General features: G+C 61.8%; 19 protein-coding genes and 1 pseudogene. 15 read left to right on the top strand and 5 right to left on the bottom strand.

Going from position 1 to position 16,473, the window contains the following annotated elements; translation table 11 throughout:
- Positions 1-736, top strand: a pseudogene (locus VFL62_RS19315) (FAD-binding protein); the annotation flags it as partial.
- Between the two features lie 2 nt (positions 737-738).
- Positions 739-1,323: an NAD(P)H-dependent oxidoreductase gene (locus tag VFL62_RS19310; RefSeq protein WP_325173983.1), complete on the top strand. Its 585-nt coding sequence runs from the start codon at positions 739-741 to the stop codon at positions 1,321-1,323.
- Here the strand turns inward: VFL62_RS19310 and VFL62_RS19305 are convergent.
- On the bottom strand, positions 1,320-1,709 hold the full coding sequence (locus tag VFL62_RS19305; RefSeq protein ID WP_325173985.1) for a RidA family protein: 390 nt from the start codon (positions 1,707-1,709) through the stop codon (positions 1,320-1,322). The genes VFL62_RS19310 and VFL62_RS19305 overlap by 4 nt on opposite strands.
- A gap of 232 nt (positions 1,710-1,941) precedes the next feature.
- On the opposite strand from VFL62_RS19305, the gene VFL62_RS19300 reads away from it, so the two are divergent.
- The 6 genes from VFL62_RS19300 (at position 1,942) to VFL62_RS19275 (ending at position 7,842) form a co-directional block, all read left to right on the top strand.
- Entirely contained in the window at positions 1,942-2,934 is a 993-nt protein-coding gene (locus VFL62_RS19300) for an ABC transporter substrate-binding protein (protein WP_325173982.1), read from the top strand.
- Between the two features lie 8 nt (positions 2,935-2,942).
- Positions 2,943-3,794, top strand: coding sequence for an ABC transporter ATP-binding protein (locus VFL62_RS19295; protein WP_325173981.1), 852 nt, complete (start codon positions 2,943-2,945; stop codon positions 3,792-3,794).
- Positions 3,791-4,591 (top strand): ABC transporter permease, encoded by an 801-nt coding sequence (locus VFL62_RS19290; RefSeq protein ID WP_325173980.1) that lies wholly within the window; start codon positions 3,791-3,793, stop codon positions 4,589-4,591. Before VFL62_RS19295 ends, VFL62_RS19290 begins: the two co-directional genes overlap by 4 nt.
- On the top strand, positions 4,588-5,949 hold the full coding sequence (locus VFL62_RS19285) for an amidohydrolase family protein (RefSeq protein ID WP_325173979.1): 1,362 nt from the start codon (positions 4,588-4,590) through the stop codon (positions 5,947-5,949). Before VFL62_RS19290 ends, VFL62_RS19285 begins: the two co-directional genes overlap by 4 nt.
- 18 nt (positions 5,950-5,967) lie before the next feature.
- A complete protein-coding gene (locus VFL62_RS19280; protein ID WP_325173978.1) occupies positions 5,968-6,999 on the top strand; it encodes an aromatic ring-hydroxylating dioxygenase subunit alpha in 1,032 nt (343 codons plus the stop codon).
- Positions 7,000-7,467: 468 nt separating this feature from the next.
- Positions 7,468-7,842, top strand: coding sequence for a hypothetical protein (locus VFL62_RS19275; protein WP_325173977.1), 375 nt, complete (start codon positions 7,468-7,470; stop codon positions 7,840-7,842).
- Positions 7,843-7,929: 87 nt separating this feature from the next.
- On the opposite strand, the gene VFL62_RS19270 is transcribed toward VFL62_RS19275, so the two are convergent.
- Positions 7,930-9,261 carry a polysaccharide deacetylase family protein gene (locus tag VFL62_RS19270; protein WP_325173976.1) on the bottom strand — a complete coding sequence of 444 codons (1,332 nt, stop codon included), beginning with the start codon at positions 9,259-9,261 and terminating at the stop codon, positions 7,930-7,932.
- A gap of 119 nt (positions 9,262-9,380) precedes the next feature.
- Positions 9,381-10,178 carry a polysaccharide deacetylase family protein gene (locus VFL62_RS19265; protein WP_325173975.1) on the bottom strand — a complete coding sequence of 266 codons (798 nt, stop codon included), beginning with the start codon at positions 10,176-10,178 and terminating at the stop codon, positions 9,381-9,383.
- 193 nt (positions 10,179-10,371) lie between these two features.
- Between VFL62_RS19265 and VFL62_RS19260 the strand changes: the two genes are divergently transcribed.
- Entirely contained in the window at positions 10,372-10,713 is a 342-nt protein-coding gene (locus VFL62_RS19260; protein ID WP_325173974.1) for a helix-turn-helix domain-containing protein, read from the top strand.
- Between the two features lie 10 nt (positions 10,714-10,723).
- Here VFL62_RS19260 and VFL62_RS19255 read toward each other — a convergent pair whose 3' ends face one another.
- Positions 10,724-11,401: a DUF599 domain-containing protein gene (locus tag VFL62_RS19255; protein WP_325173973.1), complete on the bottom strand. Its 678-nt coding sequence runs from the start codon at positions 11,399-11,401 to the stop codon at positions 10,724-10,726.
- A 163-nt stretch (positions 11,402-11,564) separates the two neighbouring features.
- Here VFL62_RS19255 and VFL62_RS19250 point away from each other — a divergent pair, with 163 nt between their 5' ends.
- The 6 genes from VFL62_RS19250 to VFL62_RS19225 all read left to right on the top strand — a co-directional run bounded on the left by VFL62_RS19250 (position 11,565) and on the right by VFL62_RS19225 (position 15,539).
- A complete protein-coding gene (locus tag VFL62_RS19250) occupies positions 11,565-12,215 on the top strand; it encodes a glutathione S-transferase family protein (RefSeq protein ID WP_325173972.1) in 651 nt (216 codons plus the stop codon).
- A gap of 178 nt (positions 12,216-12,393) precedes the next feature.
- On the top strand, positions 12,394-12,570 hold the full coding sequence (locus VFL62_RS19245) for a hypothetical protein (RefSeq protein ID WP_325173971.1): 177 nt from the start codon (positions 12,394-12,396) through the stop codon (positions 12,568-12,570).
- Positions 12,571-12,734: 164 nt separating this feature from the next.
- Positions 12,735-13,151, top strand: a complete 417-nt coding sequence (locus VFL62_RS19240) for a YidB family protein (RefSeq protein WP_414644776.1) — start codon at positions 12,735-12,737, stop codon at positions 13,149-13,151.
- A gap of 300 nt (positions 13,152-13,451) precedes the next feature.
- The gene (locus VFL62_RS19235; protein ID WP_325173969.1) at positions 13,452-13,643 is read left to right on the top strand and encodes a hypothetical protein; all 192 of its coding nucleotides are present in this window, start codon (positions 13,452-13,454) and stop codon (positions 13,641-13,643) included.
- Between the two features lie 369 nt (positions 13,644-14,012).
- Positions 14,013-14,993: a hypothetical protein gene (locus VFL62_RS19230; RefSeq protein ID WP_325173968.1), complete on the top strand. Its 981-nt coding sequence runs from the start codon at positions 14,013-14,015 to the stop codon at positions 14,991-14,993.
- Between the two features lie 105 nt (positions 14,994-15,098).
- Complete coding sequence (locus VFL62_RS19225) at positions 15,099-15,539, top strand: DUF1489 domain-containing protein (RefSeq protein WP_325173967.1); 441 nt, start codon at positions 15,099-15,101, stop codon at positions 15,537-15,539.
- A 58-nt stretch (positions 15,540-15,597) separates the two neighbouring features.
- Here VFL62_RS19225 and panC read toward each other — a convergent pair whose 3' ends face one another.
- On the bottom strand, positions 15,598-16,449 hold the full coding sequence (gene panC / locus VFL62_RS19220) for a pantoate--beta-alanine ligase (protein ID WP_325173966.1): 852 nt from the start codon (positions 16,447-16,449) through the stop codon (positions 15,598-15,600).
- Positions 16,450-16,473: the final 24 nt, after the last annotated feature.

The raw sequence follows: 16,473 nt of genomic DNA, 5'->3' as shown, positions 1-16,473 counted from the left end.
CACGGCACTGGAGATGCCGCTCGCGCCGAGCTGGAAATGGATCGATGTCGTTGTGGTGTTCGACGATTTTCTGGACGCCGCCGCGTTCGGTTACGAGGCCGCGCTCGCCGACGGCATCGTCAAGAAGCTGCTCGCGCCGGTGACCTGGCCGCTGCCATCCTATTTCGGCGTGCTCAAGCCTCATTGTCCTGACGGCAGGAGTATCCTGATCGCGATGATCGCGGAGCCGTCGCTGGAAAGCTTCAAAGCGCTATTGGGCAACCGCGGCGAGATCACGCTGGAAACGCCGACCGACGATAGTGCCGGTCAAGTGCCGCTATACGAATACACCTGGAATCACACCACGCTGCAGGTGCTGAAGTCGGATCGATCCGTGACTTATCTGCAATGCCTTTACCCACATGACCGGCTGCTTGAAAAAGTTGCCGAAATGCGCGGACTGTTTCCGAACGAGGTGCTGCAGCATCTGGAGTTCATTCGTTTCGGCGGCCAAGTCACCTGCAGCGCGCTACCGGTGGTGCGTTTCACCGGCGCCGACCGCCTCAACGAGATCATTTCGCTGCACGAGCAGCGCGGCGTCTATATCGCCAATCCGCATGTCTATACGGTCGAGGATGGCAGCCGTTACAAGCGCGCCGATGCCGATCAGCTCGGTTTCAAACAGGAGGTCGATCCGCTCGGCCTCTTAAATCCCGGCAAGATGCGGAGCTTTGTGAGCTCAAGAACAAGAACCTGACGATGCGCGTGCTCTACGTCTATTGCCATCCGCTCGAGGACAGTTTTCATGCCGCGATCCGGAAGGAAGCGCTCGCCGGGCTTGCAGAGGCCGGTCATGACGTCGATCTGCTCGATCTCTATGCCGAAGGTTTCGATCCCGTCCTGACCGCCCAGCGCCGCCGCGACTACCACGATCCGGAGCGCAATCGTCTCAACAATCAGGCCTATGTCGACCGGCTGATGGCGGCGAATGCGCTGGTCGTGCAGTTTCCGACCTGGTCATTCGGGCCGCCGGCGATGCTCAAAGGCTGGTTCGACCGGATGTTCGGTCCCGGTATCGCGCTTGACCTCTCCGATGCCGGGCATGCCAAACCGATGCTGAGCCATATCGAACGCATCAGCGGCATTGCGACTTATGGGCGGCCACGCTGGCAGGCGATCGGCATGGCCGATCCGCCGCGCAAGATCATCAAGCGTTATCTACCCTGGTTCACCGGAGGCAAAGCGCGCGTGCGCTACCATGCGCTCTACCATATGAACGTCGCGACCGTCGCCAAGCGCGGCCGTTTCCTTGCCAGGGTGCGGCGGGAAATGAGCCGGTTCTAGCCGGGTGCAGCGGCGATCACCTCGATTTCGACGACGAATTCGGGACGGGTGAAGCCCGAGACGATCACCAGCGTGGAGGCCGGCGGAGTTGCCGAAAACTGCCGGTCGCGTGCGCGCATATAACCCTGCATATGCTCGCGGCCCGTCACGTAGGCATTCAAGCGCACAATATTGGCCAGCGTCATCCCGTCCTCGGCGAGGATTGCGGCGATATTTGCAAAGCACAACTCGGCCTGCGCTTCACTGCCTTCCGGGATCTGCTCGTCCGCGTCGATGCCGAGTTGCCCTGAAGTGACGACCAGCCTGTATCCGGCCGGCACGACGATGCCATGGCTGTATCGCGCAAGGGGAGGCCGGACCGAAGAAGGGGCGAGGGCGCGCAAGATGAATGGCTCCTGATCGTGGATTTTCGCTGATGGTAGGTCACTTGCGACACGGGCGTCATTGAAAACTTCGACGCGGCACAGTGTGGAACGCTTCGTCGCGATCGCCAATTGCCTATAAATTTGGCGTTGCCGATAAAGCAACGGATTGCTCGAATAAAAATGCTTTGAGGCGACAGTCCGCTTATGCATCCTCGACACCGTTCGGTACCGCTCGATACGAGGATCATTCCCCATGGCGATTAGAAATTTCCCCCGCATGGCCGCGACGGCGTTGCTGGGAACAGTCGCGCTAGCTGCTTCGCTGACCGCGGTGGCGGCGGCCGACAAGGTGACTTTCCTGACGAGCTGGTTTGCCCAGGCGGAGCATGGCGGCTTCTACCAGGCCAAGGCCACCGGGCTTTATGACAAGGCCGGTCTCGATGTGACGATCAAGATGGGCGGCCCGCAGATCAACGGCGCGCAGCTTCTGTTGGCTGGCGATGCCGATTTCATCATGGGCTACGACATCCAGGTCCTCAAAGGCCGCGAGCAGAACCAGCCGCTGGTGACGGTGGCGACCTCGTTCCAGTTCGATTTGCAAGGGATCATGGCGCACGACGACGTGGCAGATCTCGCCGCGCTCAAGGGCCGGCCGATCCTGATTGCGGGCTCTTCGCGCATCACGTTCTGGCCCTGGCTGCGCGCCAAGTACGGCTTTACCGACGAGCAGATCCGTCCCTATACCTTCAACCTGCAGCCGTTCTTTGCCGACAAGACCGTGGCGCAGCAGGCCTACCCATCCTCGGAACCGTATCAGGCCGAGCAGCAGAACGAGAAGGTGAAGTTCTTCCTGTTCGCCGACGGCGGCTATCCGCCCTATGGCTCGACCATCGTTACCACCGAAAAGATGATCGCGGAGAAGCCCGATGTGATCGCTCGCTTCGTCAAGGCCTCGCTCGAGGGCTGGAAGGACTACCTGAAGAATCCGGGACCGGGCAACGCGCTGATCAAGGCCGATAATTCCAAGATGACCGACGGCCAGATTGACTACGCGCTGGTGAAGATGAAGGAGATGAAGGTGATCGATCGGGGCGATGCGGCCACGCTCGGTGTCGGCATCATCACCGCCGACCGCTACAAGCAGATCTACGATTTCATGGTCGCCGGCGGCTTGCTCGATCCGAAGGTCGATTGGCACAAGGCGTTTGACGATCGCTTCGTCAAGGATCTGAAAATCATGAATTGAGGGCGGGCATGAACGCGCTATTGCCCGGCGAACCGTTCGATGAAAACGCAAAGATGATGGCGGCCGCCGGCGAGCGGCCGCCGGCCGTTGAGGTGCTGTCGGCGGAGAAGGTCTTCAGCAACGGCACGCGCGGGCTCGCGCCGATCGACCTCGCTATTGCCGACGGCGAATTTCTGACACTGATCGGGCCTTCCGGTTGCGGCAAGAGCACGCTGCTCAAGCTGATCGCCAATCTCATCGAACCGTCGGATGGTCGCTTGCTTTGGTGGCGCGGTGACTTCACACGGGTCGGGCAAGAGGGTAGGCGGCTCGCCTTCGTGTTCCAGGAGCCGACTTTGATGCCGTGGGCGCGTGTGGAAGCCAATGTCAGGCTGCCGCTCGAGCTCGCCGACATGCCGAGGGCCAAAGCTGATCCACTTGTGAAGGATGCGATCGCGCGCGTCGGCTTGAGTGCCTTCAACCGGCATTATCCACGTCAGCTCTCCGGTGGCATGAAGATGCGCGCCTCCATTGCCAGGGCGCTCGTCACCAGTCCGAATCTCCTTTTGATGGACGAGCCGTTCGGCGCGCTGGACGAATTCACCCGAAACAAACTCGACGACGATCTCGTCAAGTTATGGTGGGAGCGCAAGCTGACGACGATCTTCGTCACCCACTCGATCTATGAAGCCGTCTTCCTTTCGACCCGCATCATCGTAATGGCGGCCAATCCCGGCCGCATCTTCCGGACGATGACGATCGATCAGCCGCAACCGCGCGATCAGGGATTTCGCGACAGTCCGAAATTCGCGGCCTATTGCCGCGAGCTGTCGACCTGGCTCGCCGAGGCGTCGCTGCCATCGGCGGGCGGCGCGCCATGAAGCCGCTGCTTGAATCGGAAGCGTTTGTGCGGATCGCGGCGCCGGTCGCAGTCGGCGTGGTCCTCTTTGCTTTCTGGGAGGTCGGGTTCCGGATGGCGTCCGTGCCTGTCTATCTCTTTCCCAAGCCAAGCGATATCTTCGCCAGTCTGGTGCACAATGGTCCCTCCTTGTTGCGCGCGCTGCTGGTGACCTTGCGCGTGACGTTGTTCGCATTCGTGGCGGCCGTCGTCCTCGGGACGTTGATCGCTTTCATGTTCGTGCAGAGCAGGGCGATCGAAGTCAGCCTGTTTCCCTACGCGGTGCTGTTGCAGGTGACGCCCGTCGTTGCGATCGCGCCGCTCGTTATCATTCTGGTCAAGAATACCCAGCTCTCGCTGACGATATGCGCAACGCTGGTGGCGCTGTTTCCGATCATTTCCAACACCACGTTGGGCCTTCGCAGCGTCGACCCCGGACTTGCCAATTATTTCCGGATGAATCGCGCCAGCCGTCTGAAAACCCTGATCAAGCTCCGGATTCCCGGCGCGCTGCCTTATTTCTTCGGAGGTTTGCGGATTTCCAGCGGCCTTGCGCTGATCGGCGCCGTCGTCGCCGAGTTCGTCGCCGGCACCGGCGGACGCTCGTCGGGGCTTGCCTACGAGATCCTCGATGCCGGCTTTACCCTCGATATCCCCCGCATGTTTGCAGCACTGTTCCTGATCACCCTGACCGGTGTCGCGCTGTTTGCGGCAATGGTGGCGCTGTCGCAACTGGCGCTGTCAAACTGGCACGAAAGCGAAGCAAGGGCCGAAACGTGACCGCAATTCTGATCGATAACGCTGCCGGCATCTTCACCGGACTGCCGGGTCCGGCGATGCGCACCTCCGGTCAAATCCGGATTCGCGACGGCGTGATTGCCGAGATGGGCGCGCTCGAATTGAGGCCCGGCGAAACGAGGCTCGATGCGCGCGGCGGAGTGGTCTATCCCGGCCTCATTTCAACCCATCACCATCTGTTCCAGAGCGTGCTCAAGGGTGTGCGCTCTGGCATCGATCTGCCGCTGGCGGGGTGGCTGCGTGAGGTTCCCTATCGCTACTGGTCGAAGCTTGATGAAGAGGCGCTTGGGGTCGCTGCGCGCATTGCGCTTGCCGAACTCCTGCTGTCGGGAACGACGACGGCGGCCGACCACCATTATCTCTTCAGCGACACTTTCAGGTTCGATCCGGCGCAGGTGATCTTCGATGTGGCGCGCAGCCTTGGTCTTCGCCTCGTGTTCTGCCGCGGCGGCGCCACGATCGCGCGCCATGTCGATAAATATGGTTCCATGACGACGCCGGTGGAGACACTCGACCGGATGCTGCAATCGGTCGAAGCCTGCGCCCAGCGTTTCCATGACAATTCGCCTGCGAGCCTGTCGCGGGTCGCGCTCGCCCCGACCACGCCGACCTGGTCGATCGATCCCGGCGAACTGCGTGAGGCGATCGCGGCGGCCCGGCGAATGGGGATCCGGCTACACAGCCATCTGTCCGAAAGCACCGATTATGTCGATTTCTGTTTGTCGGTCCACGGCAGGCGCCCGGTGCATTGGCTGGCCGAACATGACTGGCTTGGTCCGGACGTGTGGTTTGCGCATCTCGTGCATCTTGATGAAGATGAGGTGCGGGTCCTTGCCAGCACCGGCACCGGCATGGCGCATTGCCCGCAATCCAACTGTCGGCTCGGCTCGGGCGTTGCGCCCGCGGATGCGCTGGCGCGTATTGGTGGCGCGGTCTCGCTTGGTGTCGATGGCGCGGCCTCGAACGAAGCCGCGGACATGCTCTGCGAGATGCACAGCGCCTGGCACACCCATCGGGCCGTGAAAGGCGCCGGGGTGGTGACGGCGGAAGACGTCGTGCATTGGGCGACGGCCGGCGGCGCGCGCGTCCTCGGCATGCCGCAGGTCGGAACGCTGGCGCCGGGACAGCAGGCCGACATCGCGATCTTCGATCTCGACGAACCCCGGCATTTCGGCATGCACGATCCCTTGATTGCGCCGGTGACCTGTGGCGGCTCGGCGAAGGTTCGCTATCTCCTGATCGGTGGCCGCATCGTCGTCGAAGACGGCGCCATTCCCGGACTTGACCTACAAAAACTGAAATCGGATGCCGCGCGTGTCGTCACGCGACTGGCAGCCTGAAATTCGCGGAGGAACATCATGCTGAGCACCAAGCAACCCGTGCTGCGCCGCTTCTGGTACGCGTTGATGCCGATCGAGTATCTCAAGGACGGGCCAAAGCCGTTCACGCTGTTGGGTGAGCCGCTGGTGCTGTTTCTCGACGCGAAGGGCGAGCCGGCCGCGCTTGAGGACCGGTGCTGTCACCGCACCGCCAAGCTCTCCAAAGGCTGGTGCAAGGACGGCAACATTGTCTGCGGCTACCACGGCTGGGAGTACGATCGCGACGGCAAGCTGGTGATGATCCCCCAGTTTCCGTTTGAGCAACCGGTGCCGGAGGCGAAGGCGCGCTCGTTCCGCGCCCAGACGCGCTATGGCTACGTTTGGGTCGCGCTCGATGAGCCCTTGAGCGACATTCCCGCGATTCCGGAAGACGGCACGCCGGGCTATCGCCGCATCAACCAGTTCTATGAGAAATGGAACACAGCGGCGCTGCGGCTGATGGAGAACTCCTTCGACAATGCGCACTTCGCCTTCGTCCACAAGGGCACTTTCGGCGACATCAATCAACCCAAGCCCGAAAAATACGAGATCACCGAGAACGAGGAGGGCTTTGATGCCGAGACTATCATCACGGTTCGCAATCCCCCGAGCGCCTTCAGGATCACCGGTACGACCGAGCCGACCACCAAACGGCATCAGCGCAACAAATGGTTCATGCCGTTCTGCCGCCGCCTTGACATGGAATATCCTTCCGGCATCCGTCACATCATCTTCAACTGCGCAACCCCGGTTTCGGACGGCCAGATCCAGGTCGTCCAATTGCTTTTCCGCAACGACACCGACGCCGATTGCTCGGCCCAGGAACTGATCGACTGGGATGCTGCGATCATCGCCGAGGACCGCGACATGCTGGAATCCACCGACCCCGACGCCATCGTCGATATGGGCCGGAAGATCGAGATGCACATGCCGTCCGATCGGCCCGGAATGATCATGCGCAGGCGGCTATTGGAACTGCTGCGCGCGCACGATGAAGAGGAGAAGCCGCGGGAGCGCGTCGCTTATTCCTGATGTGTGCGCAAATGCGGGGCGGGTGCGGGTTGCATTATCGCGGTCGCCGTTCCGCGATTTCGACACCTTGCTCGAAATGGCCGGCTGCTCGGTGATAAGTCGCGCAAGGGCACTAGCGAAACGCACCTTGATGCCCTATGAACACCTGACAGCAAGGTTAGCTCGATAAGCGATTCGAAATCGCAACGAGTGCGACCGCCCACCGAGCGCGCCATAACAAAAACTCAGCTGGGAATGCCGGTCGGCCCGACGAGGGGCAGACGCGGAAAGCAAGTTGGTATCCGTTCACAGTTCGGCGTGGCCTTCACCGGTCATGGATACGATTGCCGGCGTGTCCGTTGCTGCGCTGTCACAACGCTGGCGTATGGGCATGCGCCGGAAGCGGTGTATGGCTAGCTACTCGACGACGAAGTTCCCTGAAGCTGTCCGTCTTCAGACGGCCATGCTTGCACCGGATGGATGACGCGCATGAGGTTTCTGAGCTACGCCTATCGGTTCGCTTCCAACTTCCTCTTTCTGGTTTTTGTCTATTATGCGCTGAACTTCCTCGAAAAATACAACCAGCGAGCGCTCTTGGCGATCATGGTGTTCATTTACAGCGCGATGCGCGCGGCGTCGGCGTTGCGCTCGTTCTATTTCTATCAGCGGATCGAACGGCTTGAAGGAGAGGCGCGCCGGCTTGTGGCCGCCGCTGGTGAAGGCCACTCGGCCACAGCCCAGCGCAAGCTCGTGGTCAACGAGGTTTCCAGGTTGCGCCACACCGGCGAAATGAATGCCTATATCGACTTGCTGTTTCTCGCGCTGATCGTGCTGCTATGCGTGTCGAAGATTGTGACGAACTGACGTCACGGTTCAAGAAGTCCGCATCATGGCTGCCGCGCGTTCGTCGCGCCGACTTGAGACGGCTGCGGAAGCGCGACGCCGGATTCTTCACACGCGCCGTTTTCGAATCTGAACCAGCCGCTTGACCGGGCCGCGGTGCGCCGCCGCCACGGTTCGAGGCTTCTGTCTTGAACTCTGCGCCGCGCCGTAACGGCTCCGGTGGCCGGCCGCATCAGCGAGCCTTGACGCCCGGCTATTGGCACGCGCCAGGCGCCGTGCCTCGCGCCGCGACAGCCGCTTGGTACTGGCAGGCTCGGCGGAAGCAGCCTTGTGGGTGCGACGCGACAAGGCTGCGCCATGAAGGGCGGCGTCAAGGCCGCCTTCAATCTCGAAAAGACTGGAGGCGGGCGCGGCGAGGGTCACGGTTGCGCTTCCGGGCGCAAGCTCTGGCGGCTCGGGCCAGGTCGGGCGGGCGAAGGCGGCCCGATGCAGTATGGGCGATTCCTCAGCCGCATCGAAGTCGATGCGCGCCGGTGCCGGAAGGCTGCCGAGATCGGCAGCGACGAAACTCGCAACCTCAGGCCACTGCGCGATCGCGCCCGGCGCAGGGTGCAGGAGCCATTGCGGAGGCTCGGTCGGCGTCGCCGGCCGATCGGGCGTCGCTGGGACAACATGAACGATGTGATAGCCGCGTGCTTTCAGCGTTTCGAGAATCCGCGGCAGCGCAGCCACCGTGCGTGCCTGGATGTCATGAAGGAGCAGAATGCCTTTTCCCTTGGCCTCGAGCCGGCTGACGGCAAGGTCGTAGACGCGCTGAGACGAAATATGATGCCAGTCGTCGGCCAGAAAATCGGCGCTCCAGACCTGAATGCCCTGTCCGGCGAGATAGTCCTCGACGGCGTCGGCACGCATCAGGCCTGGAATCCGGAAGAACGGCGCCAGCGCGTCGGCGTCGTCCCCGAGCGCGGCCTTCACCGAGGCGATGCCGTCCTCGATCTCCTGTTTGGCGCGCTCGATCGGCATGCGATTCATGGTCAAGGGGTGAGTCTGTGTGTGCGTGCCGATCGTATGGCCCGCGGCAAGCAGCTTGCGTACGCCTTCGGGGGAATTGCGTGCCTGACTGCCGATCGTGAAGAAGGTCGCCTTCACGCATTCCGCTGCGAGGATGTCGAGAACCTTGTTGCTGTTCTTCGGCAGCGGTCCGTCATCGAACGTCAGCACCACCTCGTGGTCGGCCAGCGGCAACGTTTCCGGATACTGCATGGTGCCAATGCGGGGATGTTCGCGCGGATCGACGACCAGCGTACGGGACGTTCCGAGCGCGTCAGGGCGTCCGGGACAATCGGCGGCAAGGGCTGCCTGGGCGGCAAAGCCGGCCAGGACAGCAGAAGCTACAACGACCTCCCGCCACAACCGACCGCCACGCCGCGCTCCGTCCATGAAAAAACTTCGCTGACCCATGCCGAACGTCAATCCACTCCTCTGGCCGGACCCATCATGTCATGTCGCAACCTGAATGCGGCCTTAATAGTCCAGCGTCCACATATGTTTTCGGCAGATTAGCGCCCGCCGGCGGCTGCAGGTTCAGCCGGTTTGATGTGGACCACGTGATAACCATGGTCGCGCAGATACCGCAAGAAGGCCGGCAGCATCGCGGCCGTCTGCGCCTTGGTGTCGTGGAACAGAATAATTCCCTTGCCCGCGGCATCGAGACGGTCGGTAATCAGCTTCAATTCCTGCTTCGGCGTCATCCTGTTCCAGTCGCTAGCCCAAAGATCGGCGCCCAACACGACAATTCCGCGCGACTGCAGAAGTTCAAGCGTCGCTGGTGTCGATTCGAACCCGGGAAAACGAAAGAAACGGACGGGTGAGGCCGTTGCTGGCGCGCCGTGTAGCGCCTTTTCCACCGCCGAAATGCCATGGTTGATCTCTTCGACTGCGGCGTCCGGTTTGATTCTCTTCAGGCTCGGATGCGACCAGCTGTGCGTTCCGATCGTATGCCCTTCCGCCGCGATCCGGCGCACCAGTTCCGGGTGCGCGGCGGCGTTTCTGCCGATCAAGAAAAAGGTCGCGCGAACGCATTCCCGGCCCAGCGCCGCGAGCACCCGCGACGTCGTGGCGGGCCAAGGACCGTCGTCGAAGGTCAGCACCACCTCGTGATCGGCCAGCGGCAGCGTCTCCGGGAAGCTTTTCAGGCCGACCCGCGGCGTTGCGGCGGCATCGACCGCGAGGGTCCGTGAAGTGCCGAGGTTTGCCGGACGCGCGCAGGGCCCCGCAGGGATGCCTGCCGCCAGCCCGGAATCGATCGAAGCAGTGCTTGTCAGCGCGAGCCATGCCAGCGCGCCCGCGAGCCACATATTCGCCGGCCGGTGTCGACCGGCCCGGGATGAACTGCAGCTCCGCATGAGAAATGACCTCGATAGTCCTGGAATGGCTGCCAAATCGGAGAAGGAAAAGTATCGTTAATCGACTCTTAACGCGCATCGCCGACTATTTCTCCCATGGAGGGCCGATGCTGACGGTCCGCAATGCACGCAAGATGAGGCGAGAATGCAACGTCTTCGGCTGAAAGCAGATGGACGGATTGTCGAATTGAGGGACGGGCAGGAGTTTCCGCTCGCGCCCGTGATGACCGCTTCGTCCCCCGCGCCCGTTTCCGGCGCGGCGTTTACCGCAGCGGCTGCCGGTACGGACGCGCTTCCGACGGTGCGTGATCTACGCCGCCGGGTCCGCCTGACACAGCTCGAATTCGCAAGCCGTCTCGGCGTTCCCGTCGAGACAATCCGCAACTGGGAGCAGGGCAAGCGCATGCCGCGAGGGCCAGCCCGCGCGCTGCTCGCCGTGATTGCGCATGCCCCCGACACGGTGTTTTCGGCGCTTGCCAAATCCTGATCCGCTGGCTTCAGCTTCCCATCGCCCGCCAGGCATTGGAAGCGAATTGCCGCCGCCAGGTGACGATCACGACCGCCGCGGTCGAGGCAAACAAGACCCAGGGACTGACGAACCAGCCGAGATAGCCGAGCGCGAAAAAGAACGCCCGCTGGCCGCGGTTGAAGTGCCGTCCCGCGGTCTCGAACATCCGCGTGGTCCGGACGACGTGTGCCTCGGCTTCCGCCGTATCGCGCTGCGAGGCCGGCGGCATGGAGCCGAGCAGGATGGCGACATAGTTGAACAACCGATAGGCCCAGGCGAATTTGAAAAATGCGTAGATAAAGATCAGGATCAGCCCAACGCATTTGATCTCCCACAGCGCGGGCGAGGGGCTCATATCGATCGGGAGCGTCTTCAGCGCCGCAAGCGCGTCGTTGGTCGAACGCAGCAGCGCCAGCGCGCCGCCGACGGCGATCAGACTGGATGACGCAAAAAAGGCCGTGCCGTTCTGCAAGGACGCCATGATCTGCATGTCGACCATGCGGGCTTCGCGGTCGAGCATGCGCCGAATCCAGACCTCACGATAGAGATGCATGCGGGCCGACAGGCTGTCGCGTCCATATGTGCTGTGCTCGAGAGTGATGGCGTAGACGGTCCATTCCAGAACGAAAAAGCCGACCGCCAGGATATCGACGAGATAAGCGCGCATGCGTGGACCCTGTTGAACGCATGGATGCTGCCACGCAAGGCGTCCGATTCCAACATTTGCGGCGCGAGGCAAACGTCAAATCCACGCCGCGGCAACGGCGGCCAGCTTGAAGGCGCGCCTGCTGCCGTGGCAAATTACCGTCCGACAACCAAACGGATCTGAGATGACCCTCAAGCTCGTGATCGGCAACAAGAACTATTCGTCCTGGTCGATGCGGCCGTGGCTGGCGCTGCGCGCCAACAACATCCCGTTCGAGGAGATTTTCATTCCGCTCTATACGGGCGCGGCTGACAAGCAGCGGATCCTCGGATTTTCGCATGCGGGCAAGGTGCCCATTTTGGTCGACGGCAACATCACGGTGTGGGATTCGCTTGCGATCATGGAATACGTCGCCGAGCGTTTCCCGGAAAAACGCCTTTGGCCGGAAGATCTCGCGCCGCGAGCGCATGCGCGCGCAATATCCGCGGAGATGCATTCGGGATTTGCGGCGCTCCGGAACGAGTGCGGCATGAATCTGCACCGGTCGCCGCGCGCGATCGAACTGTCGGATGAGGCGCGCGCCAACATCGCTCGCATCGAGGAGATTTGGGCGGACTGCAGCAAACGATATGGCGGACCTTTTCTGTTCGGCAGGTTTGGCGCAGCCGACGCCATGTTCGCCCCGGTGGTCCATCGCTTTCGCACCTATGCGATCGAGGTGAATAAGCAGACGCGGGCGTATATGGACACGATGATGGAACTGCCTGCATTTGCCGAGTGGACCAAAGCGGGTTTGGCCGAAACTCTCATCATCGACAAGTTCGAGACCGCCTGATCTTTCGCGAATCGTTTCTGCTCGAACACACGCAGTGTTGCCGTTGCGACGCTACGGGAACCGTCCGTTCACTTTTGCACTTTTGAGGAAACCGATTGCGCTTGCCCGCGTTGGGCCCGCGCAAGGTCGCTTCGTTTGGGGGTGCATGATGGTTGGAAGGGTATATCTGTCGCGTCAGATGATGGCGTTGTTGAATTTCGCGCGGCAGACGAACAACCCGGAACTGTCGGCGTTGTTGGTGCAAAAAGCAGCCCGCCTGAAGTCCCAGGCCGACGAAATTGCCGAGCCTGCGGACGTTGGCCCAACGGCGCCCGACGTCGAACCCGCGCCGCGCTTGCGCCGGGGCCGAGATTGATCCCCTCGAGCTGATTTCTCGGCCTGTTTCCTGGGCCTCGCCTCGTAGCGAGGTGATGGATTTGTGAGGCTTGTCCACCGGACCGGTTTCCGGACGCCACGACCCCGAAACGGCCATCGGACCAGAACATGGCGGCTTGACCTCGCCGGACAAACGCAGTCTGAATCCCGGAACCGACGTCGCTCAACTTACCCAAAAGGGGTTCGGCCATGGGAATTCTCGATTCGCTGCAAAATTCGCCCGCCTTCAAGAACGCGCTGGGACAGCTTGAGGGTGCGGTTCTGCCCGTGGTGCTGAGCGAGGTGCTGGGCAGCAACAACGGCCAAGGCGGGCTGTCCACCATCGTGGCCAAGTTGCAACAGGCTGGTTTCGGCGATCAGGTAAAATCGTGGCTCGGCAACGGCCAGAACCTGCCGATCACGGCGGAACAGCTGCAGGAAGTGCTGGGTAGCGATGCCGTCAGACAGCTTGCAGCCAAGTACAACATCCCAGTCGACCAGATCACCCAGATCCTGGCCCATCAAATTCCCAATGCCGTCGACAAGGCGAGCCCGGACGGTAAGTTGCCGCACAGCGCGTAAGGTTTGAAGACCAGTTTTTGACCGCCGGGACGGTAAGCGCCCGGCGGTATTATTTTGCTTGCGCGACCGTCTAACGCCCGAGCCCGTTTTCGTTAACGAAGGCGTCCTTTTCGGACCGGCCGAAACGCCCGTTACCGAGGATTTATCTAGCTGAAAATCCTGCAAAATTATCGTATTTGCCATGTCCCGATCGCGCTGGCCAAAAAGTGAAGGCGCATGCTATAAAGCCGCAGTTTTCAGTCAGCCAAAGCCGCGGGGACGAGCGCAGAAGCTGACGTATTTGCGTAATGGAGATGGGCGTTGAAGCATAAGTACAAGGTTGGAGAGACCGTCTATTTTACTGCCAGCAATGTCGCGCGTCCGGCCGCGAGCGGAACCTATGAGGTGATCCGCCTCCTTCCGACCGAAGGAGACGACTGCCAATACCGCATCAAGAGCTCCACTGAAGCGTTCGAACGTGTTGCCAAGGAAAGTCAGCTCGCGATTTCCTGATCGGATGAATTCGCGGTGAAGCGGCGTTGGGTTGCACCCGCCGTCAAAAGGCCCCGTTCGCAGAAATAAGTTGTTGGTCAGCCGGTGCGGCGGCATTGGCGTGCTTCTGCGCGCGAAGTCTCCAAAAGCAATTCTCGCAACACGCTCGTGTGTGCGACAAGACGGCTTGGAAAACTTCGGAATCGAAAAGACGCTGGCTAACTTATTGATCTAGTGTGGCCATGGTTCAGAAGTCTGCACGACGGACTCGCCGCGCAAACGATGCGGACTTCCGGGCCGCCACACCGGTGGAGTTTTGGTATTCGCGCGACGAGCCCGTGGCGGGTTCGACGGTGAGCGTCAAATCCACTCCACGAGGGGATATCGCGCATGAACTGGGCTTGGGCCGACACGCTCGATCAGATGTGGCGCGCTCCCGCGTTTCCAATGTGGCTCACATTGGCCGCGGCGGGCTTTTTCGCCGTTATTGTGCTCATCACTTTGCTTCGTGCCGAGAAATCGGTCGCGAACGGTGCGTTGACGGTCATCACGTTGTTGGCGGTCGGGATCGCGCTGGCGGCAGTGACCCGTGGTTTCGGTCCGGGCGGCACCGAAGCGGGAGGAGACACCGCGCCGCCGCCTAGTGCTGCGATGTTGCCCGCGCTCGCTTGTGTCGATGATCTGGCCGGTGAGACGGTTTTGACCGCTTGCGAGAAGGCAGTGTTCGGCTCTCCAGAGGCCACAGCGGCGGCGTTATCCTATGCGGCCCGCCAGATCTCGCGCCTGACCGCTTACGGTGACGTGGTTGCGGCCAACAAGAATATGACATCCAGCCTTCAGGCGCTGCGGCGTTCGGTGCAGAACGATCGCTATGGACTGATGGCCGAGGTGCTGGTGGCCCGCGACCACTGCACGCCGTCAGATTGTGCAGCGTTTAGATCCCTGACCGATCGCAGTCGCATCACAGCGAACATCGAGGAACGGACCTATGACGGGATGGTGGCGAGGTACGCGGCGCTCTGGAACGCTCCGCCCGCCGCTGCACCGGCTGTAGCGGCGACGGTCGCACCGCTGATTCCCGGGATGCCGACGGGACGGCCGACCAATGCAGAGTTTCCGAGCGCATCTTCGACGCCGGCTGTGAGTATCATGACGGCTGAGCCGCCTTTGGCGGCGGCGCGCGCGGCGGGAGCGTCGGCCAATGCGAATGCGGCGCAAACACCGCCACCCAAACCAAGCAGTTCGGCGGCATCGCCAGCGCCGCCCGCCGCCGCCAAGAAGCAGGCAGCCGCGCCCAAGGCTCCGCGGACGCCGGCTCCAGCCACCTCGCTAGCGCCGTCAGCGCCCGCGCCGACCGCTTCGCAGGATTGATCCCCGTTATTGTTGACGAGTCTGACATTCGCTTGACGAACCGACGGCTGAGTCATTAGCGAAAGAGCAAGTCGTCACCATTACGTCTGCGCCGATATCAGCATTATGCCGCTTCATCTAATCAAGCTTTGCGTCGGCTGCGATTCCGTGAAGGACCTGAGGGAGTGGGTCGCGGAACGGATGAAGACCGCCAAAAAGAAAGGCCAGCCGGCTCACCATATCCACGTCACGCGAATGACCCCCAAGCGCATCGAGGAGATCCTGACGGGAGGGTCGCTTTACTGGGTCATACGCGGCGAAATCGCGGCGCGCGAAAAGCTGATCGGCATTGAGCCGTTCCGCGATAAGGATGGTATCGGGCGATGCCGCCTGGTGATGCAGCCCAAGGTGATTTCGGTCTCGCCGCGTCCCATGCGGCCGTTCCAGGGCTGGCGGTATTTCGACGCGGACACCGCACCCCCCGATCTGACGCGGTCGGCAGCGTCAGGTGTTGCCGCCATGCCCGAACCGATGCGCCGCGAATTGCGCGATCTCGGCCTGCTCTAGTGCGGGCGGCGCCCGAACTTCGGAACCGGAACTCCAGGTCGACAACAAGTCTGAACTGCTACACGGCGATGTTGTCGATCAACCGCGTGTTGCCAATCTTGGCGGCAACCAGAATACGCAAGGGCCCGTCCTTGATCGAGGTAACCGGCGCCAGCGTCTCGGCCTGCCGAATTTCGAAGTAGTCGACGACAAATCCTGCAGCCGTGATCGTCGCGACACTGCTCTTCTGTGCGGTCTCAACGTCCTCGCCGGCGCGCAAGCGACGGGTGGCTTCTTTCATAGTTCGAAAAAGGACGGGCGCGGCGCGGCGCTCGTCCGCGGAGAGGTAGACGTTGCGAGAGGACATCGCGAGCCCGTCACGCTCGCGAACGGTCTTGGAACCGATCACCTTGACGCCGAGGTCGAGGTCGGCGGCCATCCGTGTCACGACCCGCAATTGCTGAAAGTCCTTCTCGCCAAAAATCGCGACGTCAGGGCGTACTTGGGTGAAGAGTTTGCCGACCACCGTGGCGACGCCGCCGAAAAAATGCGGGCGGAAGCGATCTTCAAGGCCAACCGTCGCCGGCCCATCGGTGAGGATGCGGCTCGCAAAGCCCGCCGGATACATCGTATCGACGTCGGGATTCCAAACCAGGTCGACGCCTTCCGCCGTCAGTTTGGCAAGGTCGGCTTTCCAGGTGCGCGGGTACGACCCGTAGTCTTCCGTGGGTGCAAACTGGGTGGGGTTGACGAAGATCGATACCACCACCTTGCGGGCGCGCCGCTTTGCCAGCCGAACCAGCGACACATGGCCGTCATGGAGTGCACCCATGGTCGGCACCAGTGCGACCGAGGCTTTCCTGGCACGGAGTCCATCGACTGCGCGGCGCAGCGCCGGGATGGTTCGGACGATCATGGGACGTGACGGCATCGGTTTTCGATCTACGGAGGTGAA

It is taken from the genome of Bradyrhizobium sp. (assembly GCF_035701725.1).
Taxonomy (GTDB): domain Bacteria; phylum Pseudomonadota; class Alphaproteobacteria; order Rhizobiales; family Xanthobacteraceae; genus Bradyrhizobium.
This window is presented reverse-complemented; position numbering and strand designations above follow the sequence as displayed.